This window comes from Rudaea sp. 3F27F6, from assembly GCF_005503555.1.
Lineage (GTDB): Bacteria > Pseudomonadota > Gammaproteobacteria > Xanthomonadales > Rhodanobacteraceae > Rudaea.
On record NZ_SCNG01000004.1, the window covers coordinates 277,507 to 290,505 of the forward strand.

11 protein-coding genes are annotated in these 12,999 nt (G+C 67.6%); 4 read left to right on the forward strand and 7 right to left on the reverse strand.

The genetic code is table 11. From position 1 onward, the window contains the following. Positions 1-152: 152 nt before the first annotated feature. The 6 genes from FFS30_RS16605 to FFS30_RS16630 form a co-directional block, all read right to left on the reverse strand. Positions 153-1,421, reverse strand: a complete 1,269-nt coding sequence (locus FFS30_RS16605; RefSeq protein WP_249352524.1) for an ABC transporter permease — start codon at positions 1,419-1,421, stop codon at positions 153-155. After that, a complete protein-coding gene (locus FFS30_RS16610) occupies positions 1,418-2,680 on the reverse strand; it encodes an HlyD family efflux transporter periplasmic adaptor subunit (protein ID WP_137914298.1) in 1,263 nt (420 codons plus the stop codon). Before FFS30_RS16610 ends, FFS30_RS16605 begins: the two co-directional genes overlap by 4 nt. Further along, the gene (locus FFS30_RS16615; protein WP_249352526.1) at positions 2,677-4,581 is read right to left on the reverse strand and encodes an efflux RND transporter periplasmic adaptor subunit; all 1,905 of its coding nucleotides are present in this window, start codon (positions 4,579-4,581) and stop codon (positions 2,677-2,679) included. Before FFS30_RS16615 ends, FFS30_RS16610 begins: the two co-directional genes overlap by 4 nt. Next, the gene (locus FFS30_RS16620) at positions 4,565-5,239 is read right to left on the reverse strand and encodes an ABC transporter ATP-binding protein (protein WP_137914299.1); all 675 of its coding nucleotides are present in this window, start codon (positions 5,237-5,239) and stop codon (positions 4,565-4,567) included. The genes FFS30_RS16615 and FFS30_RS16620 overlap by 17 nt, the downstream gene beginning before the upstream one ends. A gap of 175 nt (positions 5,240-5,414) precedes the next feature. Next, the gene (locus FFS30_RS16625) at positions 5,415-6,059 is read right to left on the reverse strand and encodes a DUF5074 domain-containing protein (protein WP_137914300.1); all 645 of its coding nucleotides are present in this window, start codon (positions 6,057-6,059) and stop codon (positions 5,415-5,417) included. A 9-nt stretch (positions 6,060-6,068) separates the two neighbouring features. Continuing rightward, positions 6,069-7,289, reverse strand: coding sequence for a helix-turn-helix domain-containing protein (locus FFS30_RS16630; RefSeq protein WP_137914301.1), 1,221 nt, complete (start codon positions 7,287-7,289; stop codon positions 6,069-6,071). A gap of 138 nt (positions 7,290-7,427) precedes the next feature. Between FFS30_RS16630 and FFS30_RS16635 the strand changes: the two genes are divergently transcribed. Together FFS30_RS16635 and FFS30_RS16640 are read left to right on the forward strand one after the other, a co-directional pair. Continuing rightward, complete coding sequence (locus tag FFS30_RS16635; protein WP_137914302.1) at positions 7,428-8,222, forward strand: DUF899 domain-containing protein; 795 nt, start codon at positions 7,428-7,430, stop codon at positions 8,220-8,222. Continuing rightward, the gene (locus tag FFS30_RS16640) at positions 8,210-9,061 is read left to right on the forward strand and encodes a DUF2182 domain-containing protein (protein WP_249352527.1); all 852 of its coding nucleotides are present in this window, start codon (positions 8,210-8,212) and stop codon (positions 9,059-9,061) included. Before FFS30_RS16635 ends, FFS30_RS16640 begins: the two co-directional genes overlap by 13 nt. Before the next feature lie 3 nt (positions 9,062-9,064). Here FFS30_RS16640 and FFS30_RS16645 read toward each other — a convergent pair whose 3' ends face one another. Next, positions 9,065-10,702: an FMN-binding glutamate synthase family protein gene (locus FFS30_RS16645; protein ID WP_137914303.1), complete on the reverse strand. Its 1,638-nt coding sequence runs from the start codon at positions 10,700-10,702 to the stop codon at positions 9,065-9,067. Between the two features lie 109 nt (positions 10,703-10,811). On the opposite strand from FFS30_RS16645, the gene ubiA reads away from it, so the two are divergent. Together ubiA and FFS30_RS16655 are read left to right on the forward strand one after the other, a co-directional pair. Further along, the gene (gene ubiA / locus FFS30_RS16650) at positions 10,812-11,927 is read left to right on the forward strand and encodes a 4-hydroxybenzoate octaprenyltransferase (RefSeq protein WP_212742497.1); all 1,116 of its coding nucleotides are present in this window, start codon (positions 10,812-10,814) and stop codon (positions 11,925-11,927) included. A 151-nt stretch (positions 11,928-12,078) separates the two neighbouring features. Further along, complete coding sequence (locus tag FFS30_RS16655) at positions 12,079-12,978, forward strand: PhzF family phenazine biosynthesis protein (protein ID WP_137914502.1); 900 nt, start codon at positions 12,079-12,081, stop codon at positions 12,976-12,978. Positions 12,979-12,999 lie beyond the last annotated feature (21 nt).

Sequence of the window (12,999 nt, forward strand, 5' to 3'; positions counted from 1 at the left end):
ACTCACGATGCGCCATACCGTCACGTGCGAAAGTGTTATTTTCATGGAGAGCGCATGGCCGATTCCGTTCGGATTTGACGATATACGGAGATATTGCCGGTCGCGCCGCAGCCGTCGAGACTGAGCGTGATGCAAGCAATCGATGTGTACGCTCACTCCGCGCGTATCGCCGCAATCGGATCGAGCAGGGCCGCCTGACGCGCCGGATAGATCGCGAACGCAAGGCCGATCGCCGCGCAGAGCGCGACCGACAGCAGAATGAGGATCGGCGACCAGGCCACCTGCCAGCCAGCGAACGCGGCAATCAGGTAGGCGAGCAGCGCGCCGAAAGCGAGGCCGATCAGCGCGCCTGCGGCGCAGATCACGACCGCTTCGCGCAGGAAACGCACGACGATGTCGCGCCGCCTCGCGCCGAGTGCACGCAGCAGGCCGATTTCGCGGCGGCGTTCGAGCACGTTTGCGAGCATGATGTTCATGATGCCGATGCCGCCGACGAGCAGGCTCACGCCGGCGATCGAGCCCATGACGATCGAGAAGATGCGCTGGGTTTTCTGATTCTGCTGATAGAGCTGCTGCGGCACGATCAAACTGTAGTCGCTCGCGCCGGCGTGGCGCTGATCGAGCACCTGGGTCATCACACGCGCGCCGGCGGCGAGACCGTCGGGATTCTTCACGCTGACAAGGATGCGGTCGACTTCGTCCTCGAGCGGCGTGAAGCGGAACCGCGCCAGCGCGCTCGCGAGCGGCAGGTAGATGCGATTGCTTTCGACACCGAGAGCAACGCCCTCGAACTTGTCCGCGCCGAGATCGCGGTCGGCGAGCACGCCGACCACGCGCAGCCAGACATGGTTGACCTTGATCATGCGACCGATCGCGCCGCCGCTAGGGAACAGCGTGCGTGCCGCCTGCCAGCCGAGTACGGCGACCGCAGCGAGCGCCTGGTCGTCCTCGTTGGTCAACGCGCGCCCTTCGGCGAGATGCAGCGCGGCGAGAGAAAAATAGTTGGCGCTGACGCCGCTCGCCTGCACTTCGCCTGCGCCCTCGTCACTGAACACGGCGTAGCTGCGGACTTTTTTCTCGGCCGCGTAAAGCTCGGCATTCGGCACGACCTGCAGCGCTGAACGTGCGTCGGCAAGGGTGAGGCCGAGACTGCGCGCACGCGTTTCCTTGAGCGTCTCGGAATCCTGCTCTTTGCGCTCGGCGATCAGATTATGCAGGCCGAGGCTTTCGACCAGGCGCAGCGCTTCGCGCCGGCTGCCCTCGCCGACGCCCTGCATCGCGACGATCGCGCCGACGCCGAAGATCAGACCGAGCAGGGTCAGCAGGGTACGCAGTTTGCGCCGGGTCAGCTCGTCGATCGCCTCGCGCCATGCAGACGGCATCCGCTGCAGCAAGGCATTGGGATGCTTCGCGGCATTCATGGCGCGGCCGCCGCCTTCGTCGCCGCGGCTGCGGTCGCCGGCTTCTTCTCCACGCCGGGGGCAGCGCCCTGCGTTTGCGGTGCGGCGAGCACGATCTCGTCGCCGCTGCTGAGGCCGTCGAGCACCTGCGAACGCGCGGGCCCGCGCACGCCGAGCTTGACCGGGCGCGTCGCCGTGCCGCCGCCCGTGCGCACCGATACTTCGCTGGTCTCGCCGCTCGCACGCACGGCGATGTTCGGCACTGTGATCGCGTCCTTCGCATCGAGCAGGACGATGTCCGCGCGGAATCTCTGGCCGGGCGTCCACGCGTATTTCGCCACCGCGGCGGCATCGACTTTCGCCTTGAACGACAAATACTTCACCGGCGAATCGCGGCCGCGCGGCGCCGCGGCCGCGGCGATCCAGGCGATCTCGCTCACGACCTTCTGCTCCGGCGCGCCGAGCGGCGCGAGTTCGACGCGCTGGCCTTCCTTGAGGCCGCCGGCTTCGCTCTGCGGCAGCGCAAGTTCGACTTCCATGTTTTGCGTGTCGGGCAGCGTCGCGAAGTTGTTGCCGGCCCACATGCTCGCGCCGACACGCGGCTTCTCGCCCGACCAGTCGGCTTCGAGCACGACGAGGCCGTCGTGCGGCGCTTTGAGTTCAAGCGCGGCGAGATCGCTGCGGCGGTCGCTGGCCAGTTTGTCGTTGGCTGCACGCTGTGCGTCGATCAAAGCGAACTCGGCCTTGCCGCGTGTCGTCGCCATCGATTTCTGCCAGTTGAGCGTGCCTTCTTTGACGCCGAGGAAATGTTCGTCCTGCACCGCGTCGAGAATGGTGTTGCGCGCGAGCAGACCGTCGCTCGCACCGGCATAGCGGCGCGCGATCGCGAGCAGACCTTCGACCTGGGAGAGATCGACTTCGAGCTTGCCGGTCGCGCCGTCGAGCTCGCCTTCCTTCGCCGCACGCGCGAGCGTATTGCGCTGCAGATCGACGAGCGCCGTCGCCAGCTGCAGCTTGCTCGACTCCGCGGCGAAGCGCGCGACGAGGTCGCCCTGCTTGACCCGGCTGCCGTCGGGCAGCGCCCAGGCGAGCTGGCGCTGCGACCATTGCTGGCCCGGCACGGTCAGCGGCGTCGCCTTGGCCGACTTGAGTACGCCCTCCGCCTCGATCGTGATGCGCGCCGGCGCATGGACTACGCGCTCGGTAACGGTCAAATCCGTCGGTGCCTTCGCACAGGCACCGAGCAGGAGAACGGCGGCGAGCAGCGGACGCGCGTTCATTTCGCCGCCACCTCGGTCGGTTTGCCGGAAAACTCCACGCGCACCGCCTGACCCGGTTTGAGCTTGATCCCGGTCGGATCGAGAGCGATGCGCACGTCGATCACCGGCACCGGCTCGACGCGCGACTTGCTGTGTATCGACAGGCCGATGTCGTCGACGCGGCCGCCGAGACTTTGTCCGGCACCGCCTTCGAGCAACACGCGCACCGCGTCGCCGCGATGCACGCGCGTCAGATCACGCTCGGCGAGGCCGACGCGCACGGCCAGCGAAGTCACGTCGGGAATTTCGCCGACCGACTGGCCGCGCCAGATCTGCTTGCCGATGTCGATCTTCTCGCCGTTCCAGCTCGTGCCATGCAGAAAAATGCCGTCGCGCGGCGCGGCCACGCTGAGCGAGGCGATCGCCGCCTGCATGCGTGCGACGTCTTCTTTCAGGCGCGCCGCACTGACGTCGACCAGGCGCTGCTCGGCGGTACGCCCAACCGCCGCCGCCTCGGCGCGCTTGTGGCTCGCCGCGGCTTTCTGCTCGGCCTTGCGCTTGGCGATCAGCAGTTTCTTGAATTCAACGCCGGGCACGTAGGCTTCGGGCTGGCTCGCCTTGCGCTGCGCCTTGGTCGCGTCGGCTTCGGCCTCAGCCACGGTCAGATCCTCGGTGCGCGCGCGTTCGACGAGTTCGAGACGCAACTTCTCCTGCTCGCGCAGCTTGGCTTCGAGTTCGCCCTGTTTGGTCGAAAGCGTCTTCATCGTTTCGCCGCCGTCGAACGAGACGAGCGGCTGGCCCTGCTTCACCGCCTCACCGTCGCCAGCCATCTGGGTGATCGTCAGCTGCCACAGATCCTCGACCTGCGGCGGCGAAATCGCCGCGGTCACCTGCGCATAGATTTCGCCGTTGGCGCGCACCGGTTCGCTGCGCACCGTGGCCGCCGCCGCGAGCGGTTTCGCCTGCGCCTGCTCACTGTCGACGCGCACGCTCATGCCCGGCTTAAGGGCGAGGCCGAGATTCGCCGGCAGGTCGAGTTCGACGAGGAAGTACTTGCCCTCGCCCCACTGCGCGCGGCTTTCCGGCGCGCCGGAAATCGATGCGATCTTGCTCGCCACCGACGCGCCGGGCAGAGCATCGAAGCTCAGCTGCACGTTCTGCCCCGATGCAAGTCCGGCGCGGTCGGATTCGAGCACCCAGGCGCGCACGCCCATGCGCCCGCCGGCGTCGACGATCTGGCCGACTTCGTTGCCCGGAAAGGCGGACGAGCCTTCTTCGTAGCGGCCCGTGCCGAACCAGCGGCTGAAACCGTGCACGACGGTGCCAGCGCGGTCCGCACGCACTTCCGCCTCGTCGACCTGGACCTGGTCGTAGTCGTGCTGCAGCTTCGATTTGCCGATTTCGAGTTTGCCGTCGTCGCGGCGCCGCGTGACCGCGTCCTGCGCGGCGGTGAGTTGCTGCTGCTTGAGCTGCAGGTCGTGTTCGGCGCGCTGCAACTCGGCGCGATAGCGGTCGTAGTCGAGCGCCGATACCAGCGTTTTCGGCAGCGCCGCGTCGATCTTCGCCGTATCGAGCGCGGCCTGTGCGTCGATCAGCGCGAGCTCCGCATCGGCGGCCTTGAGTTCGAGTTCGCTCGCTTCCTTGTCGATCTTCGCCGCGGTCTGTTCGGCCTGCGCGTCGAGCGTGCGCATCTCGGCGGCAGCCTGGCCCGCGTCGATGCGCAGGATCACGTCGCCTTTCTTCACCTGCGCACCCTCGGCCGTGTAATAGCGCAACACGACCGGCGAGGACATCGACGGCGGACAGAAAATCGGCTGCGCATCGAGCGCGCGCACTTCGCCGGAAAACACCACGGCCACCGCCGGGCGTGCGGCGACGGCGAGCGCAGCCAGCAGCACGATCGAACTAGGTCGCGCGATCAAATTCGATCCTCCCGTCGCGCAGATGCACCTGGCGCTGCGCGCGAGCGGCGACGTCGGCATCATGAGTCACGAGCACGACGGTCTGGCCCTGCGCATGCACTTCTTCGATCAGGCCGAGTACGTCGGCGGCGCTCTTCGAATCGAGATTGCCGGTCGGCTCGTCGGCGAGCAACAGAGCCGGCTGCATCAGCAATGCGCGCGCGATCGCCACGCGCTGCATCTGGCCGCCGGATAGCTGGTCGGGCCGGTGGTCGAGGCGCTGCGACAGGCCCATGCGTTCGAGCAGGCTGTGCGCGCGCGCTTCGAGTTGCGGTGCCGGCTCGCGCAGAAAGCGCTGCGGCAGCAGCACGTTTTCGAGCACGGTCAGGCGCGGCAACAGATGGAACGACTGAAAAACGAAGCCGATGCGGCGATTGCGGAAATCGCTCGCGCGCTCGTCGTCGAAGGTCGATACGTCGGTCGCGTCGAGGTGGTAGCGGCCCGAACTCGGGCTGTCGAGACAACCGAGGATATTCAGCAGGGTCGACTTGCCCGAGCCCGACGGGCCAACGATCGCGACGAACTGCCCCTGCGGGATATCGAGATCGACGCCGGCCAAGGCATGCACCTTCTGGCCACCGACCTGATAGCGCCGCGTCACCCCTTCGAGATTGACCATTCCGCGCCCGACTCCCGCCTGTCCGTCATGGCAAGACTACGCGGCGCGGGAAATGTTCCGCAATGGCGGCAACTGCGTGGCGTCCGCTCGGTATCGATGCAGCAGGGCCGGCGAACGCCGGCGTGTCCGGCAAAGCGAGAACGGCAGTCGGCGCGTGGGCTCCCGCAGCCTTCAGTCAGTCAGCGGCGCGCCGCGGCCGGCGCACAACGCGCACCTTGGCGCTGCTGCCGCCGCCGCAGAAGAACCGCTCGCCGCCGTCAGATTCGAGTCCCGACACGCCGACGCCCGGTGGCATGTCGATCGTCTCCAGCACCTCGCCGGTCTGCGGGTCGATGCGGCGCAGGTCGCTCTTGTCGCCTTCCCAGGTGCCGTGCCAGAGATCGCCGTCGACCCAGGTGACGCCGGTGACGAAACGCTGCGCATCGATGGTGCGCAGGATTTTTCCGGTTTCGGGATCGATGCGATGGATCTTGCGTTCGCGGTACTGGCCGACCCAGAGCGAGCCTTCGGCCCAGGCCAGCCCGGAATCGCCGCCGTTGCCGGGCGCCGGGATCGTGGCGAGCACACGCCCGCTCTGCGGGTCGATTTTGTGGATGCGATCCTCGGCGATCTGGAACAGATGGCGGCCATCGAAGGCCGTGCCGGCGTGCGCGGCCATATCGATGGAGCGCAGTGTCTTGCCACTCTCCGGGTCGAAGGTGCTGAGCCGGTCACGCGCGGCGAACCATACGTGCTGCCCGTCGTAGGTGACGCCGCCAACGTCTTCGGCACCCGAGAAGGGGCCGTACTCACGAATGATGTCTGCGTTTGATCGTTTCATGCGCTCATCCTAGCCGTTCGGCAGCGGCACGGAGAGTAACAAGGTCGTCGCGATTCCGGGCAGCGGCGCGGCCATCCAGCGCCGCGCGCGTCCGCGCCCGAGCGCCTGCACTTTACCGCCCGCCGCGAGTGCATCGAGTGCGCGTTGCACGTTGCGCTGGCTCGCACCGAGCGCGAGAGCGAGCGCCGAGCTCGACCACGACTCGCCGTCGGCGAGAAAGGCGATCACCGCGGCGTGCACGTCTTCGACCGGCGGAGCGAGGACGACGACCTCGCGCGCGCGGCGCGGCTGCAGCACGAAGCCGCCTGCGGTCGCACTGATCTCGGCGAGTTCGGCCAGCGCCTTGCGCAGGCGGCCGATTTCGACGCGCAGGCGTGCGCGGTAGGATTCGTCGGCGCGCTTTGCGCGGAACGCACGCGCGACAAGCGCATCGCGCGCGACGTCCTCGGGCCACGCTTCGGCGAGCGCACGCGCGAGCGCGAACAACACCGGCCGCGTCGCCAATGGGACTACCGTACCACCGACGCGGACGGCACGACGGCAGGCATCGACGACCAGCGCTTTCGAAGCGAGCAGGGCTTCGACGTCGGCGAGCACGAGCAACCGCTCCTCGCCACGCGCGATGCGGCGCGCCGCGGGCGTAGCGAGAACGCGGGCGGCCTGCTCGACTTCCACCGCGAGCGCGGGAATGCCGGCCTCGCGCGCCGCGAGCGTGGCGCGCGCGAGCGCCGCCTGCGCGGTTTTCGTGCGCAGGCGGCGCAGGGCAATGCCTGCGGCGATCAATTCGTGCGTCGCGCGCAGTGCAGCCGGCAGCGAGGCGGAGTCGAGTTCGGCAAGCCGGCGCTCTGCCTCGTCGAGACGACCGATCAGCAGCAGGCGGCGGATTTCGAGGCAGCGCGCATGCGCCGCATTGGCGTCATCGCCATGCGCTTCCAAGGTCGCACGCGCCGTATCGAGCGTGCGCGCAGCCCAAGCCAGGTCGCGCGCGGCCAGCGCGACCTCGGCTTCGGCGACGACGCAGCGTGCACGCGCCACGGCTTCCTTCGCACCGAACGCGCGTGCCGCACTGCGCAATAGCGCCTTGGCGCGCGCCCATTCGCCGAGCTGCGCCATCGCAATGCCGCGCAAGGCCAGCGCAGGCGCGTCGTCGCGCAGGGCGATTCGCTTCAATGCGCCGAGCGGATCCCCCGCGGCGAGCGCGTGCGCCGCGGCGCTGATCAGCGAATCCATTTGAGCGAACCGGTCAATCGCGCCACACTTGTCACTCCCGCCGTTTCGATTCGCCGTTCTACGCTCTCTGCGACCGTCAACCCGCACGCCGCGACGCATACCCACGTCCGGCCTGCGCCATCCAGAGGAGAGAATACGATGACCACGCACACGACCGGAACACGCGAACAATGGCGTGCCGCCAGGCTCGACCTGCTCGCCGCGGAGAAAGAGCATACGCGGCGCGGCGACGAACTCGCACGGCGGCGCCAGGCGCTGCCATGGGTACGCATCGACAAGGCATACCGATTCGACACCGAGGCCGGCCCGGCGACGCTCGCCGACCTGTTCCGCGGGCGCTCGCAGCTTCTCATCTATCACTTCATGTTCGGCCCCGATTTCAAAGCGGGCTGCCCGTCGTGCTCGGCGATCGCCGACGGATTCAACGGCGTCGCCGTGCACCTGGCGAATCACGACGTCGCCTTCACCGCGGTGTCGCGCGCGCCGCTCGCAACCCTGCTCGGCTACCGGCGGCGCATGGGCTGGAGTTTCCCGTGGGCGTCCTCGGGCGGCAGCGATTTCAATTTCGATCTCAACGTCTCCTTCAGCGAGGAACAGCAGCGCAACGGCGGCATCGAATACAACTACGAGGACGACCGTTATCCAGTGGATGAGGCCAACCCGCCGGAAATCGTCGTGCGTCTTGCAGCGGGCTGCGGAACCAACGCCGCCGCGTACACGCGCGACCGGCCCGGCGTGAGCGCGTTCGCGCTCGAAGACGGCGTCGTCTATCACACCTATTCGGCCTACGCGCGCGGCGTCGACGGCATCTGGGGCATGTACCAGTGGCTCGACCGCGCACCGAAGGGACGCAACGAGAGCGGCATCTGGTGGCGGCGCAACGACGAATACGCCGAGCCGGCTAAAACTGCGGGCGAGTCGTGCTGCGCCTGAGTCCATCAGGCTGCACCGCGATCGAAGCGGGCGAGGCTGCTCCGGCCTCGCCCGCACGCGCCTCGCGCCACCTCCACTTCGGCGTCTGCGCCCTGCTCTTCGTTGCTGCGACGGCGATCACGGTCCGCGCCTGCCTCGCGATGTCGGCGATGGCCGACGCGCCGATGCCCGGCGGCTGGGCGATGTCGATGATGTGGGCTCCGATGTGCGGGCAGACCTGGGCCGGCCTCGCCGCGTGCTTCGCCGGCATGTGGTCGGCGATGACCGTCGCGATGATGCTGCCGGTGCTCGCGCCGGCGCTATGGTCCTACCGCACGGCGGTCGCCGGCACCGCGGCGACGCGCGCGGATCGGCTGACCGCGCTCGCCGGCCTCGGCTATTTCGCCGTGTGGACCGGATGCGGAGTCACCGTCTTCGCGCTCGGTATCGCGCTGACGCAGACGGCGCTGCGCTACGCGGCGTTTGCACACGCGGTTCCGATCGCGAGCGGCATCATCGTCATCATCGCCGGCGCGTTCCAGTTCTCGGCGTGGAAGGCACGGCTTCTGGCTTGCTGCTGCGCGATGCCGGAATGCCGCCGTCATGCGCCTGCGACTGCCGGTGCCGCGTGGCGCCACGGCCTGCGTCTCGGCCTGCACTGCATTGGCTGTTGCGCCAATCTGAGCGTGATTCTGCTCGTCGTCGGCGCGATGGATCTGCGTGCGATGGCGCTCGTCACCATCGCCATCGCCGCCGAACGTCTTGCCGCCGACGGCATCTACATGGCGCGCATCGTCGGCGCCGCCGCGATCGGCATGGGGCTGTCGCTCACCATCCAGGCCGTGCTCGGCGCGGCCTGAACGCTACGGCGACTTGATCTGCTGCGCGGCTTCGGCCACCGCGCGCGGCGCGGCGAACGTGTCGGTACGCGCGTTGCGCCAGAATGACTTGAACACGGCATGGTCGGGCATGCGGCCGTCCAACAGATCGCCCGGTTCGAGGTATTGATACAACGCAGCAAGCGAACGCACCTCGTCGGGCGATACGCGGCGGATGATGTGTTCGGGTCCCAGCTCACCCGGATGAGTCAAGCCGGCCGCGGCGATCAGTTCCTTGAGCGCGTGCAGAGTGTTGTCGTGGAAATTCTTCACCCGTGTGGATTTGTCCGGCACGTTGAGCTTCTTCCAACGCCCCGCGTTCTGCGTGGCGACACCGGTCGGGCAGCGGTCGGTGTGGCAGTTCTGCGACTGGATGCAGCCGAGCGCGAACATGAAGCCGCGCGCAGCGTTGCACCAGTCCGCGCCGAGCGCGAGCGTACGTGCGAGGTCGAACGCAGTGATCACCTTGCCGCTCGCGCCGATGCTGATCTTGTCGCGCAGGCCGAGCCCGATCAGCGTGTTGTGGATCAGCAGCAGCGCCTCGCGCAGCGGCACGCCGACGTGGTCGGTGAATTCGAGCGGCGCCGCGCCGGTGCCGCCTTCGCCGCCGTCGACGACGATGAAGTCGGGCAGGATGCCGGACTCGTGCATTGCCTTGGCGATGCCGAACCATTCCCAGGGATGACCGAGGGCGAGCTTGAAGCCGGTCGGCTTGCCGCCCGATTTTTCGCGCAGCATGGCGATGAACTGGAGCAGGCCGAGCGGCGTAGAGAATGCGCTGTGCGCGGCCGGCGACACGCAGTCCTGACCGATCGGCACGCCGCGCGCCTCAGCGATCTCGGGGCTGACCTTGACCCCTGGCAGCACGCCGCCGTGGCCGGGTTTGGCGCCCTGCGAGAGCTTGATCTCGATGAGCTTCACCTGCGCATTCGTCGCATTCTCGGCAAAGCGTTCGAGGCTGAAACTGCCGTCGTCGTTGCGGCAGCCAAAATAACCCGAGCCGATTTCCCAGCAGATGTCGCCGCCCATCTCGCGGTGGTAGCGCGACATCGAGCCTTCGCCGGTGTCGTGATAGAAACCGCCGAGGCGCGCGCCTTCGTTGAGCGCGCGGATCGCGTTCGCCGAGAGCGCGCCGAAACTCATCGCCGAGATATTGAACACGCTCGCCGAATACGGCTGGGTGCACTGCGGGCCGCCAATGGTGATGCGGAAATCGTGGCTGTCGATTTTTTTCGGCGCGAGCGAATGGTTGATCCATTCGTACTGCGTGCGGTAGAGGTCCTGCTCGGTGCCGAACGGACGCTTGTCTTCGACGTCCTTGGCGCGCTGATAGACCAGCGAGCGCTGCGAATGCGAAAACGGCGCCTCCTCGGTGTCTGACTCGACCACGTACTGACGCAGCATCGGGCGGAAGAATTCGAAGAAGGTGCGGAAGTGACTGGTGATCGGAAAATTGCGTCGCAGCGTGTGCCGGGTCTGCGAGAGATCCCAGATGCCGACGAGGGTCAAGGCGCCGAAGATCGCCGTCGACCAGCGCCAGATCGGCCCGTCCCAGAGCATCGCGACCGAGAGCGCGAACAAAACGATAGAGGCGGCGAAGGGCAGGTAGCGCGATGGCAGCATGATTGGCGTCTCCGGGGCGAAGGCTTGCGCGAGGATACTCCGTTGCGTTTACCGCGTGCGCTCACCGCGATTGGCCGAGCTGAAACGGAAAACGCGTAAACTTGCGTCAATGGATCGACCCGCTCCTCCGCAGAAACCCCGCCGTCCGCGCGCCAAGCCGAATCCGCCGGATTCCGCGCCGCCGCCCGCGCCTGCGCCGAAAGCCGCGGCAAAACCCGCCAAGACCGCGGCCGCTGCGGCGAAGCCGAAGCGCGCCGATCTCAACACACGCCCGCAGATTTCGGTGCCGCCGGTCGGCGCGGTCAAGCGTCCGCCGGGGCGCGTGCAGATCGAGAAGCAGCCGCTCGCGCGCGTGGACTGGGCGCGCGTGCGCGAACGCCTCGGCGAGTACGCCAAACTCGCGCGCATGCACAAACCGATCGGCACGGTGCTGCTGCTGTGGCCGACCTGGTGGGCGCTGTGGCTCGCCGCGGGCGATTTTCCGCCGTGGCCGGCGTTGATCATCTTCACCCTCGGCGTATTCCTCATGCGCTCGGCCGGTTGCGTGATCAACGACTATGCCGACCGCAAACTCGACCCCGAAGTGAAGCGCACGCGCGAGCGCCCGATCGCCGCGGGCACGGTCAGTCCGCGCGAAGCACTCGCGGTCTTCGCCGTCCTGCTCGTGTGCGCGTTCGTGCTCGTGCTGTTCACCAACACCTTGACGATCGAACTGTCTTTCGTCGGCGCATTCCTCGCCGCGACTTACCCGTTCACCAAGCGCTATACGCACCTGCCGCAGGTCTATCTCGGCGCCGCGTTCGGCTGGTCGATCCCGATGGCGTTCGCCGCGGTGACGAACTCGACGCCGCCGCTGTGCTGGCTGCTGTTCCTCGCCAACGTGCTGTACTCGACCATCTACGACACCGAGTACGCGATGGTCGACCGCGACGACGATCTGCGTGTCGGCGCGAAATCGACCGCGATCCTGTTCGGCGACGCCGACCTGCCGATTCTCGGCGTGCTGATGGCGATGTTTCTCATCGCGATGGCGCTCGTCGCCCAGCGCGGACACCTGCATTGGCCGTACTTCGTCGGCGTCGGCGTCGCCGCCACGCTGTTCGCCTACCAGCTCTGGATCATGCGCGGCCGCGACCGCGACGCTTGTTTCGCCGCATTTCGCAACAACAACTGGGTCGGTATGGCGCTGTGGGTCGGCATCGCCATCTCGCTGGCGATGAAGTAACGACAAAATTCGCGGCCGTTCGTGGCGAGGCATCGAACCACGCGCAGCCATCCGATGACGACGTTCGCCGTTCGATACCTCGCGGCGGACGGATTGGGAATTTGCAGCTTTGAAAGATACGCAGCAGCACCAAGAAAACGCCATCCGTTATATGCAGGTCGACGTCTTCGCCGAGCGCGCGGGCGGCGGCAATCCGCTCGGCGTCGTGTTCGGCGCGGACTCGTGGAGCGACGCCGACATGCAGCGCTTCGCCGCTTGGACGAATTTGGTCGAGACCACGTTCGTGCTCACGCCGAGCAGGGAGCAGGCAAGCTATCGCCTGCGCATCTTCACGCCGAGCAAGGAAATTCCGTTCGCCGGCCATCCGACGATCGGCAGCGCGCACGCCGCGCTTGAAGCCGGCCGCGTGCACGCGCGCGACGGCGGCCTGATCCAGGAATGCGGCGCCGGGCTGCTACCGATCCGCGTCGAAGGCGAAAGCGCCGCGCGCCGGCTCTACGTGCAGGCACCCGCGGCGCGCGTGCTGCGCAGCGGCGCGGACGATATGCTGCTGCAAGCCGTGCTCGGCGAAGTCCGCCTCGGTGCGCTACCGCCGGCCTTCGTCGAAGGCGGCCGCCGCTGGTGGGTCGCCGAGTTCGCCGACGAGGCGAGCCTGCGCACATGGAAACCCGATCACGCGGCGATTCTCACACTCGCGCGCGCGGGCGACAGTCTCGGCCTGTGTGTTTTTGCTCGTGCTTCTGCCAATCCCGAATCGCGAATCGCGAATTCCGGCTACGACGTCGTCGTGCGCGCGTTTCCGGCCGGCGTCGGCATCGTCGAAGACCCGGCCTCGGGCGCAGCGAACGGGCTTATCGCCGCCTACATCGCCGAACGCGAACCGCAAGGCACGCTCGCACGCGGCTATCGCGTCAGCCAGGGCCGCGAAATGGGCCACGACGCGACGATCGACGTGCGCATCGACGCGCGCGACGGCGCTGACGCGGCGATCTGGGTCGGCGGCCGTTCGCATACGATCATCGACGGCACGGTCGCGCGCAAGATCGACTGAATTTTCCGCCGCCCCTAGATC

Coding starts and splice junctions, on each gene's coding strand:
- FFS30_RS16620 (WP_137914299.1), bottom strand. CDS start 5,239: ATGGTCAATCTCGAAGGGGTGACGCGGCGCTATCAGGTCGGTGGCCAG.
- ubiA (WP_212742497.1), top strand. CDS start 10,812: ATGGATCGACCCGCTCCTCCGCAGAAACCCCGCCGTCCGCGCGCCAAG.
- FFS30_RS16630 (WP_137914301.1), bottom strand. CDS start 7,289: ATGGATTCGCTGATCAGCGCCGCGGCGCACGCGCTCGCCGCGGGGGAT.
- FFS30_RS16635 (WP_137914302.1), top strand. CDS start 7,428: ATGACCACGCACACGACCGGAACACGCGAACAATGGCGTGCCGCCAGG.
- FFS30_RS16610 (WP_137914298.1), bottom strand. CDS start 2,680: ATGAACGCGCGTCCGCTGCTCGCCGCCGTTCTCCTGCTCGGTGCCTGT.
- FFS30_RS16645 (WP_137914303.1), bottom strand. CDS start 10,702: ATGCTGCCATCGCGCTACCTGCCCTTCGCCGCCTCTATCGTTTTGTTC.
- FFS30_RS16605 (WP_249352524.1), bottom strand. CDS start 1,421: ATGAATGCCGCGAAGCATCCCAATGCCTTGCTGCAGCGGATGCCGTCT.
- FFS30_RS16625 (WP_137914300.1), bottom strand. CDS start 6,059: ATGAAACGATCAAACGCAGACATCATTCGTGAGTACGGCCCCTTCTCG.
- FFS30_RS16655 (WP_137914502.1), top strand. CDS start 12,079: ATGCAGGTCGACGTCTTCGCCGAGCGCGCGGGCGGCGGCAATCCGCTC.